We start from the raw sequence: 21,251 nt of genomic DNA on the forward strand, positions 1-21,251 counted from the left end.
ACATGCTGGAAGTCACAGATATCAGCCTGCAATATGGCGCATCCCAAGCCCTGAAAGCTGTGTCGGTTTCTGCACAGGTCGGTAAGGTCACCTGCATTCTGGGTCGCAATGGCGTTGGCAAGACCAGCCTGTTGCGGGCTGTGGTCGGGCAGCATCCCATCACGTCAGGGGCCATTTCCTGGCAGGGTGAAACATTGGGGTCGATGCCACCCCATCAGCGGGCCCAACGTGGCATCGCCTATGTCCCACAGGGGCGAGAGATATTCCCACTGTTGACGGTGAAGGAAAATCTGCAAACCGGCTATGCACCATTGGCCCGCAAGGATCATTCTATTCCGGATGATGTGTTCGAACTGTTCCCGGTTCTAAAATCCATGTTGGGCCGTCGGGGAGGGGACCTGTCCGGGGGCCAACAGCAGCAATTGGCTATCGGGCGGGCGCTGACCATGCGCCCCAGCTTATTGGTGCTGGATGAACCGACCGAGGGTATTCAACCCTCCATCATCAAGGATATCGGGCGCGCGATTGCCTATCTGCGGGATCGTGGCGATATGGCGATCCTGCTGGTTGAGCAATATTTCGAATTCGCCCGGGATCTGGCGGATGCTTATACCGTCATGGACCGCGGCGAAGTCGTTGTCGCAGGCGCCATCGGCGATATGGATGAAGCAGAAGTGCGCAAACACCTGATGGTTTAGTCGTCATTCCTGTTTATAGGCTTCGAAATAGGAATTGGTCAGTTTGGCAATGGTCCCATCATTGCGCAATTCTTCCCGGGCCTCATTAAAGCGGGCAATCCAGCGATCCGCACCGGGCATGGATTTCGGCACGATCAGGTGGTTCGGGCTGGCATCGATGGCAAGCCGCCGGGCCTTGAACCAGGCAGAATTACTGATGCTGCGGGCCGCAATCGTTCCCAGAAAACGATCAATTGAAATGGCATCGACCTTGCCGTCGGATAACAGTTTGAAACATCCGGCAACGCCGGTCTTATTATAAACGCGCATCTGGCCGGATTTGGCATAATCATTGAGATAGGAATCCACTTCCCACCCTTTGGGAACGCACAGGGTCTTCCCAATCATATCGCTGGCTTGGGTCACGCCAATGGCGCGCTCAAAATTTGTGAAAAGATAGGGGCGCACAGTAAACAATTCGTCTGAATACAGAAAATCAGCCTCGCGCTCCGGGGTTTTGATATAGGGAAAAGTCGCCACATAGCGCCCGGACAGGGTTTGCTGATAGCCCTCATCCCAAGGCAGAAAGGCGACCGTTACGGGCACCCCCATTTTTTCAATGATTGCCTTAACCAACAGGGTCCCTAATCCGCCATCCGGCAGGCGCTCATCGCTGTAGGGAAAGTAGTTGTTACCGGTAACGACATCAATCGCATGCGCTTTGACCGGATTGGTCAAGACTGCGATCAGACAAACAATCATAATGGCAATACAACGCTTCATAGTCGCCCCCTCCAGAACTGAGTTGAAGTTTATATCGTATTTATGGCATGTGAAGTGGAAATCGGCAGCCATTTGATAATTTTAATGTTTGCCTGGGGGCATTAAGAGTTTGGTTCTCTGATCAACAGGTCAATCGAGATGGGGCAGTGATCGGACAGTTTCCTTTGCAGCGTTTTCGGATCGGTATAGACGATCTGTCGAAAGCTATCGGGCCTCAGCCATTTCGCACTTCTTACATCCAGTATTATGTGATCGATATAGGCTGGATACTGGCCCGCCCAGCAGGTTGAGTGCCTGTTTTGGGTAACCCTCAGCAATTTTTGTTCTGGGGGATTTTCATCGCTTAAAATCGGCCACATCCATTTTCCATTAGGGGCGGTCCCTTCTTCATCAAATCTGCGATTGAAGTCACCCAGAACGATCAGGGGATCCTGGGCGCGCACGCGGGCATCAATCCAGGATTCCAAGGGGGTGACCTGCTGATTTAAGCGTGCGCAATGATGTGTTCTGCTGGTCAGCGGTTTGTCATGGCAAAAAGATTTCAAATGAACGTTCAACAGGCGCAGCCTTTGTCCGTCCAGGTTAAGGGTCAAATCCAACCCATAGCGCAGGGCTGCCCGGTTCAGTCCCAATGGTGTGTAATCTGTAGCTACGCTGTGTGGAACCAGGGCTTTGCGGATGGCGAAACCAACCCTTTGTGCATTGTTTCGGTTCGAGAAGATAAAATCATACCCATCCCCGAAAACGCGCCGCGCGACCGCCTCGTTTTCAACCTCCTGCAGGGCGATGATATCGGCATCCAGGTGATCCGCATATTTTTTCAGCCGCGCGAAATCTTCATCCGTTCGCGCATAGGCCCGGTATCGGTCGGGATAGCTATCATACAGATGCGCGATGTTCCATGTCGCGATCCGCAGCGATGTTTCCGCCCTGCAGGGGATGCTCAAACCAAACAGCAGCACCAGCAGAGTGAGGCTTAATCGTGCCATTGGAACCTCTATGCACTTTTTAAGGGTGCATTAGAATGACAGCACTTAATTGGGGAATAAAGATAAATTGTATTTACTATGTTCTACTTTAAGGGGCCATTCCTTTGGAACAAAAGCCACCTATTCAAAAATTGGGATGCTCAGTCAGGCTTCTAAACGGGATTTTTGGAAAGGCGTTTGGTCACATACCAGTTCAATTTGGCTTGGTTCGCCCGGGCGCCGTTCGATCAATCGCGACGGATTTTATCAGCGCCCAAACGGGCTTGCCCGGTGACAGGCTAAGGGTGGATGCCGATAACTTCGTAATGCGGGACCAAACTGGAACACCGACATCGATCAAGACTTCCGCCATTGGGCCGTCGGTATCGGGTCGGATATCAATCACGGTTCCTGGTAGGCGGTTCAGGATGCTGATATCCTGGGGCTCCTGTAATGCGATACTGACATCGCGTGCCCTGATCCGAAGCTTCATTTCGGTTCCCAACGGGCGATCAGCCATTGGTACCATCAGCTTTGCACCGCCATTCAGGGTCAGGCGCATCAATCCATCAGCGGTATTCTTTTCCGTGATACGGGCAGACAGGAATGCCCCTGCCTCGTATCGGCCGGTCAGCGGGTGCAGGTCCAACCGCGCTGTCAGATGTTCAACCGTATCCACCGCAATGACCCGTCCGGCTTCCATCAGGGCGACCTGGTCGGCGAATTGGGCAATCTCTTCCATGGCATGGCTGACATACAGGATGGGCACGCCAACCTCGTCCCGCAACCGCGCGATGAAGGGCAGGATTTCCCCCTTGCGATGGGAATCCAGTGACGCCAGGGGCTCATCCATCAGCAACAGACGGGGATTGGCCAGTAAGGCCCGACCGATGGCGACCCTCTGTCTCTCACCCCCGGATAAGGCATAGGGTTTACGCCCCAACAGGGGCTCCAGATCCAATAAATCGACGGCTTGGGACAGGCGGATGGATCCTTCGCCATTGCGCTTTTGACCATAGGTCAAATTGCCGTGCACGCTGAGATGGGGAAACAGTCTGCCTTCCTGAAAGACATAACCAATACGTCGTTCATGGGCGGGCATTTCAATTCCAGCCTGACTGTCCAACAGCACGTCCTGCCCAATGACGATCCGCCCATGATCCGGTCGCAACAGACCCGCGACGGTATTGACCAGCGATGTCTTCCCACACCCGGATCTGCCAAACAGGGCAAGCGTGCGATTATCATCGCCCGTTTCGATCTGGGCATCCAAAGTAAATGCCCCCAATCTTGTCTTAACATCGATGGAGATCACGGCGCATGCTCCCCCTGCAGACCGATGGCGCGTCGGGTCTTTCGGGCGATCACTTCAGATGCGATCAACGCCACTAACGCAACGATAACGCTTAACAGCGCCAGACGCCCCGCCTGAGCTTCGGCACCCGGTGTTTGCGCCAATGTGTACAGGGCCAGTGGCATGGTGCGGGTTTCGCCTGGGATATTTGCGACAAAAGTGATCGTCGCGCCAAATTCACCCAATGCGCGGGCGAATCCCAGGATCACGGAAACGACGATCCCTGGCGCGATCATCGGCAGGGTGATGGTAAAGAACACATCCAACCGACTGGCCCCCAATGTGGTGGCCGCCTGTTCCAGACGCATATCGACCTGTTCCAGGGACAGGCGGATTGCGCGCACCATCAGGGGAAAGGCCATGACACCGGCTGCCACGGCGGCACCCTGCCAGGTGAAGGCAATGCTGATCCCGAACCAGTCTTTCAGCGGCGCACCAATCGGCCCGCGCGGACCAAGGCCGATCAACAACAGATAGCCAATCACCACGGGCGGCACCACCAGCGGCGCATGGACAATTCCATCCAGCAGCCATTTCAAGGGAAAGCGCCCCCGTGCCAGAAGATACGAGATCAGTATGGCGGGGATCAGTGCGCCCAGCGTGGCGATGCCGCCAACTTTCAGGCTGAGCAGTAGTGCTTCGGTTTCAAAGGGGGTCAGCATGATCAGGCTTAAGGGAGCGTCTGAAAGCCGAAGCGTTTCAGGACATCTGCGCTGTCAGCATCTTTCAAATGTGCCAGGATGGCTTTTGCTTCCGGCCTGTCAGACAGCAGGGTGATGGTGTAGAGGATCGGCTGGTGCAGATCTTCAGGAATGGTTGCCACCACGGTGACCTTATCGCTGGCCGACGCATCCGACGCATATACGATGCCGTATCCAACGGCCCCTTGCTCAACAAAGGCCAGGGCGGCGCGGACATTGGCGGCACGCACAGCAACGGTTTCCAGATCGGACCACAGGCCGATTGCCTGCAAGGCCTGTTTGGCATAACGGCCAGCAGGCACATGGTCCGGGTCGCCAATCGCCAGTCGATCCTGCAGGAAGGCAGCACCGGCTGCCGTGTCAAAAATCAAAGGGATGGCTGAGTCCTTTGGGGATACCACAACCAACCGATTGCGCAGAAAGTCAGCACTCTGTTCCAGGCGGGCGATGCCTTTTTCAATCAGGTAATCCGACCATTTCGGGTTGGCGCTGATAAAAATATCCGCCGGGGCACCCCCTTCGATCTGTCGCGCCAATGTCCCGCTGGAGGCAAAAACACCATCAACTCCATTCTGCTGAGCAAACAACAGGGTCAAAGGTTCCGTCAGGCTTGCTGCGGCGAAAACCCGAACAGGTTCTTGCGCGGAAACCACGGGGGATATCAGCAATGCAGCAAGAACAGCAACCAGACCTGCCGCCGCACGGGTGATCATGTCAACAAACCCTTCCAATCCGCTTCAATGACCCGCAAGACGCTCAAATCCCGCTTCCAGATCGGCAATCAGGTCGTCTGGTGATTCCAAACCAATATGCAGGCGCACAACCTGACCGGTTTCTTCCCAGGTGGTCGCGGTGCGCGCACGTTTGGGATAGGAGGTAACAGCCAGGCTTTCAAATCCACCCCAGCTGGCCCCGATCCCGAACAGGTCATAGCCTTCGATCATCGCAGCCAGACGGTCCCGGTCCGGGGCGTCGACAAGGATGCTGAACAGGCCACAGGCCCCGGTGAAGTCCCGTTTCCAGATGGCGTGCCCCGGATGGCTTTCCAGGCCGGGATGCATAACGCGCGACACTTCCGGGCGTTGTTCCAGCCATTGGGCAATTTTAAGGCCGCTTTCGAAATGACGGTGCAGGCGCGTTGGCATGGTGCGCAAGCCGCGCTGAACCAGATAGCAATCATCCGGTGACACGCTGTTTCCATAGGCCCGGCTGGCGACCTGAATTTTTGCGAACAAGGCATCGGTTGCGCAGGAAATACTGCCCATCATCGTATCTGAATGACCACAGGGATATTTCGTCAGCGCATGGGCGGACAAATCGATCCCCATTTGCAGCGGCTTCAGGAAGTACCCGGCCCCCCATGTATTGTCGATCCCGACAATCACATCCTTTTCCTTCGCCGCTTTTACAATGGCCGGCAGGTCCTGCATTTCAAAGGTCAGGGAGCCTGGGGCTTCTGTCCAGATCAGTTTTGTTTCAGGACGGATCAGATCGGCAATCCCACTGCCAATAGCGGGATCATAGAATTCTGAGACACAGCCCAATTGAGTCAAATGCCCAAGTGCCATCTTGCGCACCGGTTCATAGACATTGTCGGGGATCAGGAAATGCGCGCCGGGTTCGGCAAAGGCCAGAAAACACAGGCCACAGGCAGCCATGCCACTGGGCAGCAATTCCGTGTCAGCGGCCCCTTCCAGGGCGGTCAGGGCATCGCGCAGGGCAAATTGCGTCGGTGTGCCGTGCCGGCCATAGGTGATTGAATGGCGACCTGATTTATGGCTGCCGCCGACCTTGCGCCCTTCCCAGGAGTCCAAGGTTGGGTGCAGGATTGTCGAGGCATGATAGACGGGTGGATTGACCACGCCAAAATTGTCTTGCGGATGCCGTCCTGCATGAACGGCAAGAGTGTCATCGCTGAATTTCTTATGATTGGCCACGGAACATTCCACCTTGACTGTTATCTGTATTTGGGACGTTTTCTGTAAGATAGCTCAGCCTATGCGTCTTTAGGGAATTTGCAAATCTTACCGAGTGTTCAGGTGCGATGGAACGGATTGAAACAGTGGTGATCGGGGCCGGCGTGATCGGTCTGGCCTGTGCCAAGATCTTGGCCGAATCCAGAAGGGAGGTCATCGTCCTGGAGGCCGCTGACAGCATTGGCAGCGAAACAAGTTCGCGCAATAGTGAAGTCATTCATGCAGGCATATACTATCCAAAGGACAGCCTTAAAGCGCGCTTTTGCGTGGCTGGAAAAGCTGCACTGTATGACTATTGCGACACCCATGGCATTCCTTATCGGCGCTGCGGCAAATTGATTGTCGCCACGACCCCCCAGGAAGAAAGCGCATTGAGTGAGATTGTGCAGAAGGCAAAAAACAATGGTGTGATGGATCTTAAATATCTGACCGCGGAACAGGCGATGGCACTGGAACCGGCCTTGTTCTGCACCAATGCCCTGCTATCGCCGTCTACCGGTATCATCGACAGCCATGCCTTGATGCAGGCCTATCAGGGCGATGCGGAATCCTGTGGTGCTATGATTGTTTGCAACAGCCCGGTTCTGGGCGGTCGTCGGGACGGGCAGGGGATTATTCTATCAATTGGTGGTGCTGACCCGATGGAACTGTGCGCGAACGAGGTGATCATTGCAGCAGGCCTGCACAGCCAAACAGTGGCCCGCGCGATTGATGGAATCCCGACCTCAACCATTCCGGGCCAGTATTTCTGTAAGGGGAACTATTTTATCACCGCAGCGCGTTCTCCATTTCAGCGCTTGATCTACCCTGTACCGGCGCAGGCGGGATTGGGGGTTCATGTGACCATTGATATGGCGGGGGGCCTGCGGTTCGGGCCTGATACGGAATGGATTGACGGGCTGGCGGACCCCAACCTATATGACGTGGACCCAGATCGGGCGCAAGCATTCTATGCCGCGGTACGGCGCTATTATCCAGCGCTGCCAGATGGCGTGTTAAGTCCTGGATATTCCGGGATCAGGCCAAAGCTCAGCCCCCCGGGAAGTACCGCAGATGATTTTCAGATCGATGGCTCTCAGACCCATACTGTACCAGGGTTGATATGCCTGTATGGTATGGAAAGTCCGGGGCTTACGGCCTCGCTGGCCATCGCACGCCATGTGCAGGGATTATTAGCACAGCCTCAATAAACGGAGGCACGCTCCGGCGTGAAGGTTGCGATGCGCCTTTCGCTTTGTGCCAGTTCTTCATCGGTCATGTCTGCCTGCAATTTATCGGCAATCTCGGCAGCGGATTTTTCGCCTTGTTGTGCCGCAAGGCGCAGCCATTTCAGGGCTTCAACAAGGTCCTTTTCAAGCCCATCGCCTTTCATAAAGCGTGTTCCAACCCGGCTTTGGGCTTTGGAATATCCCTGACGGGCGGCAGCCAGAAACCACCGAGCGGACATTTCTTTGTTTTTTTCAACGCCTTGCCCATCGCGATAGCGCTTGCCCATATTGTATTGTGCGCGGTCAAACCCGGCGATGGCCGCCCGTTCGATCCACAAGGCGGCGCGGATCTGGTTTTCACCCACGCCCAGGCCGTATTCATACATTTTTCCAAGCGAATACTGCGACCGGACCAGCCCGTGATAGGCCGCGCGTTCCAGCCAGCCATAGGCGCGGTCATAATTTTGCTTAATCCCGCGCCCTTCTATATAGGCCAGGGCCAGATTATGCATGGCCAGAGAATTTCCGGATTCGGCAGATTGGGTCCACCATTTGATGGCGGTTTTGGTGTCCTGGGGGACACCGCGCCCCTCATCATACAAGACACCCAGATTGAACATTGCCTTGGCGCTGCCAGCCTCTGCCAGGGTAGTCCAAACTTTCCGTGCTTCGGTGAAATCACCCCGCTGATAGGCGTTCCAGCCATCTTGAAAATCAGCAGAATAGGAGGGTGTTGCGCCCCAAATGGTCGCAATCAATGCCAGACAGCACAGCGTCAATTTCTTACACCAAAGCCCTGTCATTTCATACAATCCCCCAGACTCATATTATGCGATCAAGCAGGGCCTTGGGCAAGGGCCCATAAATACTTATCTATACTGCGCTGCACAACCGATCCTGCTAAGATTGCGCTGAATATTTGGACACCTTCAACCGCAGCAGGTTCAGCAAACCACTCATCTTTTCACGGGCGATAATATTTGTGAACTCCTTGCGTTGAGCCAATGCCAGGCTTTTACCGTCAACGATAACGTCCAGAATGCGCATACCTTTGCTGCTGTCGCTGTCGCCATCGCGAACCAGCCACTTTACATCAATATTGTCAGACCCTTCCTGCACGATTGTCGTTTCGACAACGGCGTCGCGATCCTTATAGGCACTGCTGGCGTCAATCTGAAGCGTTTGACCGGTATACCCCCCCAGGCGCTGGGTATAAATCTGCAGAAGATAGACGGAGAAAAGCTCCATATATTCTTCTTTTTCCTCATCAGAGGCCCGGTCCCATGACTTCCCTACTGCAAATTCTCCAATGGTTTTGATATCCAGGCTTTCTGCAACAATGCCGCGCAGCCGTTCTTCGCGGGATTCCAGAGATGTTGATTGATCCTGCAAAACGTCTACGGCCTTATCACCCAGTTTCGAGATAAACCGGGCGGCTGCGTCTGGATCCGTTTGGGCGCTCGCGACCGAGGGAAATAGGAAAAGGACAAATAATGCGGTACTGAGGCGGATCATCTCAGTCTCTCCTGGTCATCGCGCATCAAAGATACGTTTTAAAGGACAGGTCTTAGTATTATCACACTCCGGGCGCAAGACACAGTGTTGTGCTGTGCAATATAATTCAATTCTTTGAGGTGTGACCCTGCTGAATTCTCAGCGCTGTTTTAAGCCCCCTTAGTGGCAAAACAGTGGCAAGGCCCAGCGTGATCAGCAGCAGGCCTGAAAACTCAACCAATCCAAAAGCTTCACCCACCAGAATAAAGCTCATGGCCTGGCTCATCATCGGGACGCACAGGACGGCGATGGAGGCAAAGGCGACATCGGTCAGTTTCAATATCGTCGACCAACACCAAAACCCGAAGGCCTGGCTGAGAACGGCAATAGCCAGGGTCGCCAGAAGCGCCTGGTTCGAGGCTGTGAAGACCCACTCGGTTGGATCCAGAAGCAAAGCCAGGATAGAAAGGGGAACGCCCCCGATGATCAACATCCACCCAAGCGTCACGGTAACGGGTGTTTGAAAGTTAAACTGCTTTTGCAGGGTTGATCCAATGCTCCAGATCAAAGCCGCAGCCAGGATCGCAAGAATGCCAACGGGGATGCCCTGCGACGCGATGGATTGTAAATCGTTCCACGCCAATAGCAGCACAGCGGAAAGACAACATATCACCCCAATCAACCGCTTTGACGTGATTTTCTCATGCAGGAAAATTACCCCGATGACCAGAGAGAAGAATGGCATCGTATACGCCAGAAGGGCGGCCCGGCCTGCCGGCAGCAAGCTGACGGCAAGCGCGGAGAAATAGAACCAAGCGAAGACCAGGAATATCGAACAAAGTGCTATTTTCTTCCATTCATTCGCAATGGGCAGCAGGCCTTTGCGGGTCACAACGGCTGACCCAAGTAGAACAATCGCCGCGATCAGGGCGGACAGGCCGCGCAAGGACAGCACCGGAACTTCCGCTGTCGCGATCTTGATCAGGGGCCACATTGCGCCCCAACAAAACATCAGGGCCAACAGCAGGATCCAGGCCTGTGTTGGTATCTTTCGGGTGGGGGCGGGGGGAACCTGGACGCCCTGTGGCAGGGTCGAGGTAATCGAGTCTACCGTCAGTCCCGCAGATTTTCGTCCCGCTGTTTCTGCATCCTTACTCACATGAAGGCCTGGATCCCGGTCTGCGCGCGCCCAAGGATCAGGGCATGCACGTCATGGGTGCCTTCATAGGTGTTCACGGCTTCCAGGTTCATGACGTGGCGAATGACGTGGTATTCGTCTGAAACCCCATTGCCGCCATGCATGTCGCGTGCGACACGGGCGATGTCCAGCGCCTTGCCACAGCTGTTGCGCTTGATCAGGGAAATCAGTTCCACGGGGCAGCGGTCCTCGTCTTTCAGACGACCCGCCTGCAGGCAGCCTTGAAGGCCCAGAGAGATTTCGGTCTGCATGTCAGCTAGCTTTTTCTGAATCAACTGATTGGCGGCCAGGGGGCGACCAAACTGCTTACGGTCCATGACATAGCTGTGGGCCTGCATCCAGCAGAATTCTGCAGCACCCAGGGCACCCCAGGCAATGCCGTAGCGGGCATTGTTCAAGCAACCGAACGGGCCACCAAGGCCGCTGATATTGGGCAGCAGGTTTTCTTCCGGTACGACGCATTCATCCAGCATGATCATCCCGGTGACAGAGGCACGCAGGCTGAATTTGCCTTCAATCTTTGGCGTTTCGAAGCCCTTCATGCCGCGTTCAACGATAAAACCGCGGATCACGTCATCTTCGGTTTTCGCCCAGACCACGGCAATGTCGGCAATGGGGGAATTGGTGATCCAGTTCTTGGATCCAGACAGGCTGTATCCGCCCGCTACCTTTTTTGCGCGCGTCACCATAGAGCCCGGATCGGAGCCATGATCCGGCTCGGTCAGGCCGAAACACCCGACCCATTCGCCACTGGCCAGCTTGGGAAGATATTTGCGGCGCTGTTCTTCCGAGCCATAAGCGTTGATTGGATGCATGACCAGGGAGCTTTGCACCGACATGGCGGAACGATACCCGCTGTCGACCCGTTCAACCTCGCGCGCAACCAGCCCATAAGAGGTGTAGTTGACCCCGGCGCCACCATATTCAGGATCTACCGTCATGCCCAGCAGACCAAGTTCACCCATTTCGGTGAAGATTTCCCGGTCGAACTTTTCATGACGGTTTGCCATTAGAACGCGCGGCATCAATTGTTCCTGGCAATAGTCTTTTGCCGTGTCGCGGATCATCCGTTCTTCTTCGGTCAATTGGCCTTCCAACAGAAAAGGGTCTTGCCAATCGAATGGGGCGCGGACTTTGCGATCGCTCATGATGGGGTTCCTTTGATCTCAATGAAGTGTGCTGGCGATAATCTATGGTCAAGTGCTAGCCGCGTCCATACCAAGAGTAAAGTTTTATTTTAAGCTTAAAATAATAACGCATGCAGCAAATGCTTGGCGGTTTCGCAAAGCAGCAGTAAATTGGCGCATGAGCCGCAAAATGATGCCTGGAAACAGTACTGTCCTGCCGCAGGGTGCACTGATAGAATTCGTGCCCCAAGGCCGCTATGTGAAAGTTTGTGCGGTTGATCCTGTTACCTATATCGAAGTATCGATCGTTGGGGACATTACCGCAGGGGAGCACATCCTGTCCGTCCAGGCGCTGCGCAAGCTGGAGCGCATGGTCTATAAGAGCAAGTTTGACAAGAATGTGCGAGAGAAAGATCAGGATCGCGTCATACTGCGTGCCAGACGCGCAGAAACGCCCAGCGGTTGGGACCTATAAGGGTCTTTCAAGCTTAACGCCCGCCACGCCCCGTGGTTTTCCCCAAGCCGATTTTTTTCGCAAAATCAGATCGTTGCGCAGCATAGTTCGGGGCAACCATTGGGTATTCTGGCGGCAGGCCCCATTTCGCGCGATACTGTTCCGGCGTCAGATTATAGGCGGTGCGCAAATGCCGCTTCAGCATCTTCAGTCGCTTACCGTCTTCAAGACAAATCAGGTAATCGGGGGTGATAGAATTTTTGGGCGCGACAGAAGCCTTTGGGCGCAGCGGACGGGAAGGGGTTCGCGGCGGTGTATTGCTGAGGGATGCAAATTTCGTGAATACTTCACCAATCACATTGCTGATATCGGCTTTTTCCACCGGATTGTTGCCGACATAGGCGGAAACGACGCCGGCTGTCATTTGCAACAAGTCGCCCCGCGTCGCAGAACTTCCTGCGTCCGCTGATTTCGTTGCAGTGTCAGATTTCAGTGTTGGCATAATCTACTTCCCCCTGGTGCAAACCCGTAAACAGACCGGCACGTGATGGTATCGCGTTCCTAAAACCGCAGCCCCGACGTCCCAACACTCTACGATAATGCAGTCATCAACTGCAATTACTGTATAGTTTTTGGGCGTTCCAAACGAAACTAAAGCAAAGAAAGGCATGTAAATCAATATAGATTCAGTAAATCTTGTTAGGTATCTAAAAAGCAATGTTAGTTAAATTTTTTACTTCTCAATTTGTAGTGGATGAATTTTATTTCTGCACAATATGCAGTGTTTTTCTGTCCAGAGATTTTTATCGTCATCGGGGCTGATCTACGATCGTGCAGTTCACTTTATGGTGCGCTGAATAAACTCACAGATACGGTGGCTGACCCTAATTGTGGGGGTTTTTCTGGCAATGCCATCGACATTGTGTTACATCCCGGCCTCTTCCGCTGAGGCGAGGGTATGGTGTGACAGATAAGAATGACACTAAGACGGTGGCGCTGGCTTGCGATCACGCGGGTTTGCCAATGAAACTGGCCCTGTTGCCGGTTCTGGAACAATTGGGTCTGAATCCGTTGGATCTGGGAACCCATTCCGGCGACAGTGTGGATTATCCGGATTTCGCGGAGTTGATGGCGCAGGCCTTGGCAGATGGCCGCGCATCGCGGGGCATTTTGGTCTGTGGCACCGGGATCGGCATTTCAATTGCGGCGAACCGTCATAGTCATATTCGCGCAGCCCTGTGCCATAACAGCACCGATGCGCGTCTGTCGCGCCAGCATAATGACGCGAATGTTATCGCTTTGGGCGCACGCACGATGGGGATCGAAGTCGCTTTGGAGTCCCTTACTGTATTCCTGCAGACTGATTTTGAGGGCGGGCGACATGCCAGGCGGGTTGAGAAAATGACCCCGACCGTCAGAATGCCGGACGTAATGTGATACGATTGATTTTACCCTGTGCAAGGGTATCGCGTAACCCTGGGGCGTGGTCTGTTTTTAGTTTAAGCCAGCCCTAACATGCAAAAGGACCTTAAGGAATGAGCACAGCAGAAAAGCAGGATTTATATGGCTATACCGGTTTTTTTCAAAATGACCTGAAAGACAGCGATCCCGCTGTTTATGCCGCCCTTGAGGATGAATTGCATCGCCAGAATGACGGGATCGAACTAATCGCGTCTGAAAACATTGTCAGCCGCGCCGTTATGCAGGCTGTCGGCTCTGTAAACACCAATAAATACGCTGAAGGCTATGCCGGGCGTCGCTATTATGGTGGATGCGAATATGTTGATGTTGTCGAAGAACTGGCGATTGAGCGGGTCTGCAAGCTGTTTGACTGTAAATTTGCCAATGTGCAGCCACATTCCGGCGCCCAGGCAAATCAGGCAGTGTTCTTTGCGCTGTTACAGCCCGGCGACACCTATATGGGTCTGTCGCTGGCATCCGGTGGGCATCTGACCCATGGTGCGGCCCCGAACCAATCGGGCAAATGGTTCAATGCGGTTCAATACGATGTGCGTAAAGAAGACAATCTGATCGATTTCGATCAGGTGGAGCGCCTGGCGCAGGAACATAAGCCCAAACTGATCATCGCGGGGGGCTCAGCCTATCCGCGCCTGATTGATTTCAAACGCTTCCGGGAAATTGCCGACAGCGTGGGGGCGTATTTCATGGTCGATATGGCCCATTTCGCGGGGTTGGTGGCTGGTGGACAGCATCCAAACCCGCTGGATTATGCTCATGTCGCGACCTCGACGACCCACAAGACGCTGCGCTGCACGCGTGGTGGCATCATCCTGACCAATGACGAAGCCTTGGCGAAGAAATTCAATTCCGCTGTTTTCCCTGGCTTACAGGGCGGGCCTTTGATGCATGTTATCGCAGGCAAGGCGGTTGGGTTTGGTGAAGCTTTGCGCCCCGAATACAAGGCCTATACGGCGGCCATCGTGCGCAATGCCAAAATGTTGGCGGCAACGCTGGTTGAAGGGGGGCTGGACATTGTGTCCGGTGGCACCGATACGCATTTGATGCTGGTCGATTTGCGCCCGAAGGGCCTGACCGGCAATATTGCCGAAAAGAGCCTGGAGCGCGCCGGGATCACCTGTAACAAGAATGGCATTCCGTTCGATCCGGAAAAGCCGATGGTTACCAGTGGTATTCGTCTGGGGACGCCTGCTGCCACAACGCGGGGCTTTGGCGAGGCTGAATTCCGCGAAGTGGGACAGCTGATCGTAGAAGTGCTGGACGGATTGGCTGCGAATCGGGAAGACAATACTGCGGTTGAAGAGTCTGTGCATGCGCGTGTGAAAACGCTGTGTGCGCGTTTCCCATTGTATGATGCGCCTTATTGATCGCCCAGGCGATCCAGGCGCATAAGGCGACATCCAGGGCGGGACTGGCCCGTCCTGGACATCTGTGAGGGGGCTTTAGAGCAATGAAATGTCCGTTCTGCGGTAATGATGACACCCAGGTTAAGGACTCCAGGCCAACTGAGGATAACTCAGCCATTCGCCGTCGGAGAATGTGCCTGAATTGCGGGGCCCGCTTCACGACCTTTGAGCGCGTTCAATTGCGCGAATTGACCGTGGTGAAGAAAAACGGTCAGCGCGAGCCCTTTGATCGCGACAAGCTGATCCGCTCCATGCAGATCGCCTGTCGCAAGCGTAATGTGGAATTGGACCGGATAGAGCGGATCGTCAATTCCATCGTGCGTCGGCTGGAAAGCTCCGGTGAAAGCGAAGTACCGGTTTCAACGGTTGGCGAAATGGTGATGGAAGCCCTGCTGCAATTGGATCAGGTCGCCTATGTCCGGTTCGCGTCGGTTTATCGGAACTTCCGCGAGGCCAAGGATTTCACGGATTTCGTGCAACGTGACGTCTCCAAACTTGAAGATGATCTCTAACTGAAGACTGACCCATGACCGCAAGCCCCGAAACGGCCCAGGATCGCCGCTGGATGCGCGTCGCCCTGGCTCTGGGGCAGCGCGGTCTGGGGCGGGTCGCACCCAATCCCGCGGTGGGCTGTGTGCTGGTTAAGGATGGTCAGGTCGTCGGGCGCGGCTGGACCCAGCCCGGTGGTCGTCCCCATGCGGAAACGGAGGCCCTGCGCCGCGCCGGATCTGCGGCAAAGGGGGCAACCGCCTATGTCAGCCTGGAACCCTGCAGCCATACCGGAAAGACCGGCCCGTGCTCAACAGCCTTGATCGAGGCCGGGGTGGCACGCGTCGTGATCGCGATGATCGATCCGGACAACCGCGTTGCCGGGGGCGGCGTCGCAGCCTTAGAAGCTGCCGGAATACCAGTCACATTGGGTGTACTTGAACGCGAGGCCTTGCTTTTGAACCAGGGGTTCGTTCTGTCGCGCACCCGGAACCGTCCCATGGTGACGCTAAAGCTGGCGACCAGCCTGGATGGCAAGATCGCAACGGCATCTGGTGAAAGTCGCTGGATTACGGGGCCGGAAGCACGTCAGGACGCGCAACTGCTGCGCATGACCCATGATGCCATTCTGGTTGGAATTGGCACCGCCCTGGCCGACGATCCCGCACTGACCTGCCGTCTGCAGGGAATTCTGGTCCAGCCAGTGCGGGTTGTGCTGGACGGACAGGGGCGGCTTCCAGAGACCGCGAAACTATGCGACGGCACTGTCCCGACCCTGCAATTCGTCGCGCAGGGCTGTGATACAGCGGTACCGAAAGGCGTGACCCGGCTGGCCGTGCCCCAAAGTCAAAGCGGCTTATCCGTGCCGGATGTGCTGTCAGCCTTGGCAGGGCGTGGCATTACGCGCCTGATGGTGGAGGGGGGTGGGCAGGTCGCTGCATCCTTCCTGCGGGCGGAGTGTGTTGATCGGGTGGCCTGGTATCGGTCCGGTCTTGTTCTGGGTGCAGACGCGCGTTCAGGAATTTCAGACCTCGCCATCACCGCCCTTTCTGATGCCACACGGTTTGAATTGATTTCATCCCGTGCGGTCGGATCAAGTCTGGTCGATACATTTATTAAAAATCATTAAAATCAAAACTTTAAATGAGTTTCCTTATACCCCATGTCAGGAGTGAGGAGGTACTGTCTGGTCTGTCCTTCTTGATCCAGCGCAAGGCGCTGCGGATCAAATCAAGTTACAATCTTTCGATATTGATCATCAGCACTGGAGAATACCAATGTCCCATACCCCCCATGAACTCGCCGAAGAATTTCCAAACAGCACAGAGGCGCTGCATTCGCTTCGGGAAAGCGATCCGCATTTCCGCAAGCTGACGGAAAAGTATCATGATCTGAACCGAGAAATTCACCGGGGTGAGACGGATGTCGAACCCATGGATGATATGCATCTGGAAGAGTTGAAGAAGAAGCGTTTGGCGATGCTGGACGAAATTCGCACGCGTTTAGGGTAGACTGGGTTTGCCTTATCGGCTGAGAAGCGTAAATACAGGCCTGAATGTGAAGTCTGTAGGATAAGGCAAATGTTTACCGGCATCATTACCGATCAAGGACGGGTATCTGTGCGGGAAGACCGTGGCGATACCCGCTTCGTCATTGAAACCCGCTATCAGGTTGAAGACATTGCTTTGGGCGCATCGATCGCCTGTTCCGGCTGTTGTCTGACGGTGATCGAAACCGGACGCACCCCACAGGGCCAAGGCTGGTTTGCTGTTGAGGCCTCTGGTGAAACCCTGTCGAAGACGACATTGGATGGCTGGTCCGTCGGATCGCACCTGAACCTGGAGCGCGCATTGCGCCTGGGTGATGAACTGGGCGGCCATTTCGTGCTGGGCCATGTGGATGGTGTCGCCGACATTGTCGACCGTCAGCGGGACGGGGATAGCTGGCGCTTTAGTTTTCGCCCGCCCGCTAATCTTATGAAATATATTGCACCGAAAGGATCTGTTGTCCTGGATGGTGTTTCCCTGACAATCAACGAGGTTGGTGAAGACAGCTTTGGCGTCAACATCATCCCACATACCTTTTCAGAAACCGGATTTGGTCGCGCCAAGCCGGGGGATCGGGTGAACCTTGAGGTGGACGCGCTGGCCCGATATGTTGCGCGCCTGCTTGGTCAAGAAGGATAATGCCCGGATGAGTAAAGACAGCCCCTCTGTGATATCAAAACAGGACATCGCCCGCGCAGCGAGTGATACGCGCTTCCTGTCTTCTATTGATGAGATCATTGAGGAAGCCCGAAATGGCCGGATGTTCATTCTGGTAGATGACGAAGACCGCGAGAATGAGGGCGATCTGGTTATTCCAGCCCAAATGGCGACACCGGAAGCCATTAACTTCATGGCGAAATATGGCCGTGGGCTGATTTGCCTGGCGCTTCAGGGGGAGCAGGTTAAGCGTCTGGGCCTGGAACTGATGCCGCAAAAGAATGCCAGCCGCTTTGGTACCGCCTTTACCGTATCGATTGAGGCACGGGAAGGGGTCACGACCGGGATTTCCGCACCGGACCGCGCGCGCACGATTGCCGCCGCAGTCGCCCCCAATGCGACACCGGAAGACATCACGACGCCAGGCCATATCTTTCCACTGTTGGCCCGGGATGGCGGTGTTTTGGTGCGCGCGGGGCATACGGAAGCTGCGGTTGACCTGGCGCGTTTGGCGGGATTAAGCCCGGCTGGCGTGATCTGTGAGATCATGAATGATGACGGTGAAATGGCGCGCCTGCCAGACCTGATTAAATTTGCGCAATTTCATGGACTTAAAGTTGGTGCCATTGCGGATTTGATTGCCCATCGTCGCCAGCATGACCGTGTGGTAGATCGGACGGAAAGCACGACCCTGACATCAGTGCATGGCGGTGAATTTACCATGCATGTTTATGTCAATCGCCTGAACTATGCCGAACATGTCGCCCTGGTGAAGGGGGATTTGAAGGCTGGTACGCCCGCATTCGTGCGCATGCATGCGCTGAGCATTCTGGATGATGTTCTGATGGACTCAGAAGGCGGCAAGGCCGGTGATTTGCAGAAAGCCATGGACCTGATCGGGCAAGAGGGCTGTGGCGTCGTGGTCCTGATCCGGGAACCGCATGCGACCTCTCTGTCTGACCGCGTGCGTCGGCGTGAGAATAAGGCGACAGAGGATGCCACCGGCGAATTGCGCGATTATGGCATTGGCGCACAGATTTTAGCCGATCTGGGCGTGCATGATATGGTCTTGCTGTCCAATACCGATAAGACCGTGATCGGTCTGGAAGGCTATGGATTGAAAATCGTTGGTCGCAAGGCGCTGGGCTGAGACGCGCGCAAAGAAAGGGTCAATTGTGGCACATATACTGATCGTGGAAGCGCCCTATTATGCGGCGATTTCCGAAGAACTGGGCCTGGGTGCCATTGCGGAATTGGAAGCCCAGGGGGCGACCTATGACCGTGTGACGGTCTTTGGTGTGTTTGAATTGCCCGCCGCCATCGCCATGGCCCATTCGGGACAGCCAGGTCGATATGATGGCTATCTGGCCTTGGGATGCGTCATTCGGGGGGAGACAACCCACTATGACTATGTCTGCAACGAAAGCGCGCGCGGTCTGATGGATCTGTCCGTGCAGCATCATCTGGCGATTGGATATGGTGTTGTGACGGTAGAAAATGAAGCGCAAGCTTGGGCGCGGGCATCGCGGGATAAAAAGAACAAGGGCAAGGATGCTGCGGCGGCGTGCCTGCGTATGATCGCCCTGCGTCGCAATTTTGACCTTACCTGATTGGAACAGCCTATCATGAGCCCTCATACATCACTTTCGCCCACTCAAAGCGCTCAGCGTCGGGCAGCCCGTTTGGCGGCGGTCCAGGCCTTGTACGAGATGGAAATTTCGGGCCATCACGCGCGCAAGGCAATTGACAGCTTTCGAGAACGGGGCGGCACGGCAGATCTGGATGGGGAAACAATTCAGGCCGATGGCGCGTTCTTCACTGAAATCGTGCTGGGCGTTACGGGCGGCAGGCAAGACCTGGATCGCGTGATTGAAGCGGCGATTGAAAAGGGACGCAAGGTCGCATCCCTGGAAACCGTGCTGCGCGCAATCCTGCGGGCAGGGGCCTATGAAATGGCGCGGCGCGATGAAATCGACCCGCCTGTGGTGATCAGCGAATATCTGACCATTGCTGCCGCATTCTATGACACGGCGGAAACCGGTTTTGTGAACGGTATTCTGGATCGACTGGCGACGGTGCTGCGTCAGGACGATGTGGATTTGATCGCCCCCGATGCGGATCATGGCTGATAAACAGAAAGAGCCTTCCCCGGCAACCGGCGAGTTTCATCGCATAGCACAGTATTTCCGACCCCTGGCGAAAGGGGCACCAGGCGCGTTTAACCTGGGGGATGATGCAGCGGTATTTGCCGTTCCGCCGGGGCGTGAGCTGGTCGTAACCCTGGATACGATTGTCGAAGGCGTTCACTTCATCGGGGATGAAGCAGCGGACATGTTGGCGCGCAAGGCGATGCGGGTGAACCTGTCGGATCTGGCCGCCATGGGGGCGACGCCGCTTGGCTATTTCCTGTCCCTCAGCCTGCCAAAGCGCATAGATGATTCCTGGATTGAGGCTTTCTGCGCTGGCCTGGCATCGGATCAGACGGAATTTGATTGGCATTTGATGGGGGGTGATTCAACCTCCACCCCCGGCCCGATTTCCATTGCGGTCACTGCCTTGGGCACTGTGCCTGTGGGACAGGCCTTGCGGCGGTCAGGCGCACAGGTTGGGGATGCTGTTTATGTCTCCGGCGGGATCGGGGATGGATTCCTGGGCCTTCTGGCCGCCCAAGGACAATTGCCCTATGGACCGGAAGCGGACGCCATGCTGCGACGTTATCGCTGCCCGGACCCGCGTATCGCCTTGGGTCTGGCCCTGGTAGGGCGGGCCCATGCGGCGATGGATGTATCAGACGGCCTGATCGGCGACCTGGCGCATATCTGTGAACAATCAGGCGTCGGTGCCGTGTTACGCGCGCAATCCGTGCCCCTGTCTGCCAGTGCGGCGGAATTGGTTGCTGATCAGCCCAATCTGTATCTGGAATTGCTGACCGGTGGCGATGACTATGAATTGCTGATCACCGGACGGGCCCCAGATATCGAAGCCGCCGCAGCAGACAGCGGCTGTCGTGTGACCTGCATCGGGGAGATCGTTTCAGGCGACCGTGTGGTTGTCCATGATGCAGACGGTGAAGAACTAACCTTCACGCATGTGGGCTTCCGTCACAGCTAGTGCTGGGCTATGACTGTCTTTAGAGTATCGTGTGTGATGCTTTTTAACGCGTTGGCCCTATGAAGATTTTGATCATCATTGTCGTCGTTTTGGTTCTGCTGGCAGGCGGCGGCGGGGGCTATTATTATTTCTTCGTTCTGCCGACCCAGAATGACATGGCGGAACCCGCACCGCCGCCACCGCCGGACACAAGATTGATAGAGCTTGACCCCCTGCGCATCCCCGTTATTCGCGGCGGCGTCGTGGTGAATTATGTGATTTTGAATGTCACGTTGGAAACCATCGGGCCCGACAATGAGGCCTTTGCACAAAAGCTAATGCCAAGATTGCGCAATGCGTTTCTGACAGATTTGAATGGATATTTCGCCGTTGTCCCGGTTGAAGATCGCATTCTGGTGAAAAGCCTGAAACGTCGCATGCTTGTAATCAGCGGGCGTGTTCTGGGCCGTGGCGTGGTAAATGATGTGCTGATACAGAATGCCTTTAAGCAAAAAAGCTAACGGCTTTATCAAGGACATTTTTCCCGTGGCAAGGATGCCCTAAATCGGTATTGTCGGCTGTCATCGGACATAAAAAATTCCTGATTTGCTTCCTGGGACGGAGACTTTACCCCTATGAGAAA

25 protein-coding genes are annotated in these 21,251 nt (G+C 55.2%); 14 read left to right on the forward strand and 11 right to left on the reverse strand.

Features of this window, described 5'->3' with window-relative positions:
- Positions 1-2: 2 nt before the first annotated feature.
- Positions 3-698 carry an urea ABC transporter ATP-binding subunit UrtE gene (gene urtE / locus ACOSDR_RS04080; protein ID WP_420730445.1) on the forward strand — a complete coding sequence of 232 codons (696 nt, stop codon included), beginning with the start codon at positions 3-5 and terminating at the stop codon, positions 696-698.
- A 3-nt stretch (positions 699-701) separates the two neighbouring features.
- Here urtE and ACOSDR_RS04085 read toward each other — a convergent pair whose 3' ends face one another.
- The 6 genes from ACOSDR_RS04085 to metC form a co-directional block, all read right to left on the reverse strand.
- Complete coding sequence (locus ACOSDR_RS04085; protein WP_420730446.1) at positions 702-1,460, reverse strand: substrate-binding periplasmic protein; 759 nt, start codon at positions 1,458-1,460, stop codon at positions 702-704.
- 101 nt (positions 1,461-1,561) lie between these two features.
- The gene (locus ACOSDR_RS04090) at positions 1,562-2,449 is read right to left on the reverse strand and encodes an endonuclease/exonuclease/phosphatase family protein (protein WP_420730447.1); all 888 of its coding nucleotides are present in this window, start codon (positions 2,447-2,449) and stop codon (positions 1,562-1,564) included.
- A gap of 193 nt (positions 2,450-2,642) precedes the next feature.
- The gene (gene modC / locus ACOSDR_RS04095; RefSeq protein WP_420730448.1) at positions 2,643-3,743 is read right to left on the reverse strand and encodes a molybdenum ABC transporter ATP-binding protein; all 1,101 of its coding nucleotides are present in this window, start codon (positions 3,741-3,743) and stop codon (positions 2,643-2,645) included.
- Positions 3,740-4,444, reverse strand: a complete 705-nt coding sequence (gene modB / locus ACOSDR_RS04100; protein ID WP_420724158.1) for a molybdate ABC transporter permease subunit — start codon at positions 4,442-4,444, stop codon at positions 3,740-3,742. Before modB ends, modC begins: the two co-directional genes overlap by 4 nt.
- An 8-nt stretch (positions 4,445-4,452) precedes the next feature.
- Entirely contained in the window at positions 4,453-5,196 is a 744-nt protein-coding gene (gene modA, locus ACOSDR_RS04105) for a molybdate ABC transporter substrate-binding protein (RefSeq protein ID WP_420724157.1), read from the reverse strand.
- Positions 5,197-5,220: 24 nt separating this feature from the next.
- Positions 5,221-6,420: a cystathionine beta-lyase gene (gene metC, locus ACOSDR_RS04110; protein WP_420730449.1), complete on the reverse strand. Its 1,200-nt coding sequence runs from the start codon at positions 6,418-6,420 to the stop codon at positions 5,221-5,223.
- A 107-nt stretch (positions 6,421-6,527) separates the two neighbouring features.
- Between metC and ACOSDR_RS04115 the strand changes: the two genes are divergently transcribed.
- A complete protein-coding gene (locus ACOSDR_RS04115) occupies positions 6,528-7,649 on the forward strand; it encodes an NAD(P)/FAD-dependent oxidoreductase (RefSeq protein WP_420730450.1) in 1,122 nt (373 codons plus the stop codon).
- On the opposite strand, the gene ACOSDR_RS04120 is transcribed toward ACOSDR_RS04115, so the two are convergent.
- The 4 genes from ACOSDR_RS04120 to ACOSDR_RS04135 all read right to left on the reverse strand — a co-directional run bounded on the left by ACOSDR_RS04120 (position 7,643) and on the right by ACOSDR_RS04135 (position 11,507).
- Positions 7,643-8,470, reverse strand: coding sequence for a tetratricopeptide repeat protein (locus ACOSDR_RS04120; RefSeq protein WP_420724154.1), 828 nt, complete (start codon positions 8,468-8,470; stop codon positions 7,643-7,645). The two genes, ACOSDR_RS04115 and ACOSDR_RS04120, sit on opposite strands and share 7 nt — an antisense overlap.
- A 97-nt stretch (positions 8,471-8,567) precedes the next feature.
- Positions 8,568-9,182, reverse strand: coding sequence for an MlaC/ttg2D family ABC transporter substrate-binding protein (locus tag ACOSDR_RS04125; protein ID WP_420730452.1), 615 nt, complete (start codon positions 9,180-9,182; stop codon positions 8,568-8,570).
- A 106-nt stretch (positions 9,183-9,288) separates the two neighbouring features.
- Entirely contained in the window at positions 9,289-10,320 is a 1,032-nt protein-coding gene (locus tag ACOSDR_RS04130) for a DMT family transporter (RefSeq protein WP_420730453.1), read from the reverse strand.
- Positions 10,317-11,507: an acyl-CoA dehydrogenase gene (locus ACOSDR_RS04135; RefSeq protein ID WP_420724151.1), complete on the reverse strand. Its 1,191-nt coding sequence runs from the start codon at positions 11,505-11,507 to the stop codon at positions 10,317-10,319. Before ACOSDR_RS04135 ends, ACOSDR_RS04130 begins: the two co-directional genes overlap by 4 nt.
- A 157-nt stretch (positions 11,508-11,664) precedes the next feature.
- Between ACOSDR_RS04135 and ACOSDR_RS04140 the strand changes: the two genes are divergently transcribed.
- Positions 11,665-11,961 (forward strand): DUF6898 family protein, encoded by a 297-nt coding sequence (locus ACOSDR_RS04140; protein ID WP_420724150.1) that lies wholly within the window; start codon positions 11,665-11,667, stop codon positions 11,959-11,961.
- Positions 11,962-11,974: 13 nt separating this feature from the next.
- On the opposite strand, the gene ACOSDR_RS04145 is transcribed toward ACOSDR_RS04140, so the two are convergent.
- On the reverse strand, positions 11,975-12,442 hold the full coding sequence (locus tag ACOSDR_RS04145) for a MucR family transcriptional regulator (protein WP_420724149.1): 468 nt from the start codon (positions 12,440-12,442) through the stop codon (positions 11,975-11,977).
- Between the two features lie 461 nt (positions 12,443-12,903).
- On the opposite strand from ACOSDR_RS04145, the gene rpiB reads away from it, so the two are divergent.
- The 11 genes from rpiB (at position 12,904) to ACOSDR_RS04200 (ending at position 21,129) form a co-directional block, all read left to right on the forward strand.
- The gene (rpiB, locus tag ACOSDR_RS04150) at positions 12,904-13,377 is read left to right on the forward strand and encodes a ribose 5-phosphate isomerase B (RefSeq protein WP_420730454.1); all 474 of its coding nucleotides are present in this window, start codon (positions 12,904-12,906) and stop codon (positions 13,375-13,377) included.
- 98 nt (positions 13,378-13,475) lie between these two features.
- Positions 13,476-14,786, forward strand: a complete 1,311-nt coding sequence (gene glyA, locus ACOSDR_RS04155) for a serine hydroxymethyltransferase (protein ID WP_420730455.1) — start codon at positions 13,476-13,478, stop codon at positions 14,784-14,786.
- Between the two features lie 83 nt (positions 14,787-14,869).
- Positions 14,870-15,337 (forward strand): transcriptional regulator NrdR, encoded by a 468-nt coding sequence (gene nrdR, locus ACOSDR_RS04160; protein ID WP_420724146.1) that lies wholly within the window; start codon positions 14,870-14,872, stop codon positions 15,335-15,337.
- Positions 15,338-15,351: 14 nt separating this feature from the next.
- Positions 15,352-16,443: a bifunctional diaminohydroxyphosphoribosylaminopyrimidine deaminase/5-amino-6-(5-phosphoribosylamino)uracil reductase RibD gene (ribD, locus tag ACOSDR_RS04165; RefSeq protein ID WP_420730456.1), complete on the forward strand. Its 1,092-nt coding sequence runs from the start codon at positions 15,352-15,354 to the stop codon at positions 16,441-16,443.
- A gap of 148 nt (positions 16,444-16,591) precedes the next feature.
- Positions 16,592-16,825 carry a YdcH family protein gene (locus tag ACOSDR_RS04170; protein ID WP_420730457.1) on the forward strand — a complete coding sequence of 78 codons (234 nt, stop codon included), beginning with the start codon at positions 16,592-16,594 and terminating at the stop codon, positions 16,823-16,825.
- Between the two features lie 69 nt (positions 16,826-16,894).
- Positions 16,895-17,500: a riboflavin synthase gene (locus ACOSDR_RS04175; protein WP_420730458.1), complete on the forward strand. Its 606-nt coding sequence runs from the start codon at positions 16,895-16,897 to the stop codon at positions 17,498-17,500.
- A gap of 7 nt (positions 17,501-17,507) precedes the next feature.
- Entirely contained in the window at positions 17,508-18,668 is a 1,161-nt protein-coding gene (gene ribB, locus ACOSDR_RS04180; protein WP_420730459.1) for a 3,4-dihydroxy-2-butanone-4-phosphate synthase, read from the forward strand.
- 25 nt (positions 18,669-18,693) lie between these two features.
- The gene (gene ribH / locus ACOSDR_RS04185) at positions 18,694-19,128 is read left to right on the forward strand and encodes a 6,7-dimethyl-8-ribityllumazine synthase (RefSeq protein WP_420724141.1); all 435 of its coding nucleotides are present in this window, start codon (positions 18,694-18,696) and stop codon (positions 19,126-19,128) included.
- A gap of 15 nt (positions 19,129-19,143) precedes the next feature.
- On the forward strand, positions 19,144-19,647 hold the full coding sequence (gene nusB / locus ACOSDR_RS04190) for a transcription antitermination factor NusB (protein ID WP_420730460.1): 504 nt from the start codon (positions 19,144-19,146) through the stop codon (positions 19,645-19,647).
- Positions 19,640-20,629 carry a thiamine-phosphate kinase gene (gene thiL / locus ACOSDR_RS04195; protein ID WP_420730461.1) on the forward strand — a complete coding sequence of 330 codons (990 nt, stop codon included), beginning with the start codon at positions 19,640-19,642 and terminating at the stop codon, positions 20,627-20,629. The genes nusB and thiL overlap by 8 nt, the downstream gene beginning before the upstream one ends.
- Before the next feature lie 59 nt (positions 20,630-20,688).
- Positions 20,689-21,129, forward strand: a complete 441-nt coding sequence (locus ACOSDR_RS04200) for a flagellar basal body-associated FliL family protein (RefSeq protein ID WP_420724138.1) — start codon at positions 20,689-20,691, stop codon at positions 21,127-21,129.
- Positions 21,130-21,251 lie beyond the last annotated feature (122 nt).

This window comes from Hwanghaeella sp. 1Z406 (assembly GCF_048892425.1).
In the GTDB taxonomy this organism is placed as follows: domain Bacteria; phylum Pseudomonadota; class Alphaproteobacteria; order UBA8366; family Aestuariispiraceae; genus Pacificispira.

Excerpts from the sequence above, each read along its gene's own strand:
- ACOSDR_RS04120 (WP_420724154.1), bottom strand. The coding sequence starts at position 8,470 with ATGACAGGGCTTTGGTGTAAGAAATTGACGCTGTGCTGTCTGGCATTG.
- urtE (WP_420730445.1), top strand. The coding sequence starts at position 3 with ATGCTGGAAGTCACAGATATCAGCCTGCAATATGGCGCATCCCAAGCC.
- glyA (WP_420730455.1), top strand. The coding sequence starts at position 13,476 with ATGAGCACAGCAGAAAAGCAGGATTTATATGGCTATACCGGTTTTTTT.
- ACOSDR_RS04135 (WP_420724151.1), bottom strand. The coding sequence starts at position 11,507 with ATGAGCGATCGCAAAGTCCGCGCCCCATTCGATTGGCAAGACCCTTTT.
- modB (WP_420724158.1), bottom strand. The coding sequence starts at position 4,444 with ATGCTGACCCCCTTTGAAACCGAAGCACTACTGCTCAGCCTGAAAGTT.
- ACOSDR_RS04125 (WP_420730452.1), bottom strand. The coding sequence starts at position 9,182 with ATGATCCGCCTCAGTACCGCATTATTTGTCCTTTTCCTATTTCCCTCG.
- ribB (WP_420730459.1), top strand. The coding sequence starts at position 17,508 with ATGAGTAAAGACAGCCCCTCTGTGATATCAAAACAGGACATCGCCCGC.
- ACOSDR_RS04175 (WP_420730458.1), top strand. The coding sequence starts at position 16,895 with ATGTTTACCGGCATCATTACCGATCAAGGACGGGTATCTGTGCGGGAA.
- ACOSDR_RS04145 (WP_420724149.1), bottom strand. The coding sequence starts at position 12,442 with ATGCCAACACTGAAATCTGACACTGCAACGAAATCAGCGGACGCAGGA.
- ACOSDR_RS04140 (WP_420724150.1), top strand. The coding sequence starts at position 11,665 with ATGAGCCGCAAAATGATGCCTGGAAACAGTACTGTCCTGCCGCAGGGT.
- nrdR (WP_420724146.1), top strand. The coding sequence starts at position 14,870 with ATGAAATGTCCGTTCTGCGGTAATGATGACACCCAGGTTAAGGACTCC.
- nusB (WP_420730460.1), top strand. The coding sequence starts at position 19,144 with ATGAGCCCTCATACATCACTTTCGCCCACTCAAAGCGCTCAGCGTCGG.
- thiL (WP_420730461.1), top strand. The coding sequence starts at position 19,640 with ATGGCTGATAAACAGAAAGAGCCTTCCCCGGCAACCGGCGAGTTTCAT.
- ribD (WP_420730456.1), top strand. The coding sequence starts at position 15,352 with ATGACCGCAAGCCCCGAAACGGCCCAGGATCGCCGCTGGATGCGCGTC.
- modA (WP_420724157.1), bottom strand. The coding sequence starts at position 5,196 with ATGATCACCCGTGCGGCGGCAGGTCTGGTTGCTGTTCTTGCTGCATTG.
- ACOSDR_RS04200 (WP_420724138.1), top strand. The coding sequence starts at position 20,689 with ATGAAGATTTTGATCATCATTGTCGTCGTTTTGGTTCTGCTGGCAGGC.
- ACOSDR_RS04090 (WP_420730447.1), bottom strand. The coding sequence starts at position 2,449 with ATGGCACGATTAAGCCTCACTCTGCTGGTGCTGCTGTTTGGTTTGAGC.
- ACOSDR_RS04115 (WP_420730450.1), top strand. The coding sequence starts at position 6,528 with ATGGAACGGATTGAAACAGTGGTGATCGGGGCCGGCGTGATCGGTCTG.
- ACOSDR_RS04085 (WP_420730446.1), bottom strand. The coding sequence starts at position 1,460 with ATGAAGCGTTGTATTGCCATTATGATTGTTTGTCTGATCGCAGTCTTG.
- ACOSDR_RS04170 (WP_420730457.1), top strand. The coding sequence starts at position 16,592 with ATGTCCCATACCCCCCATGAACTCGCCGAAGAATTTCCAAACAGCACA.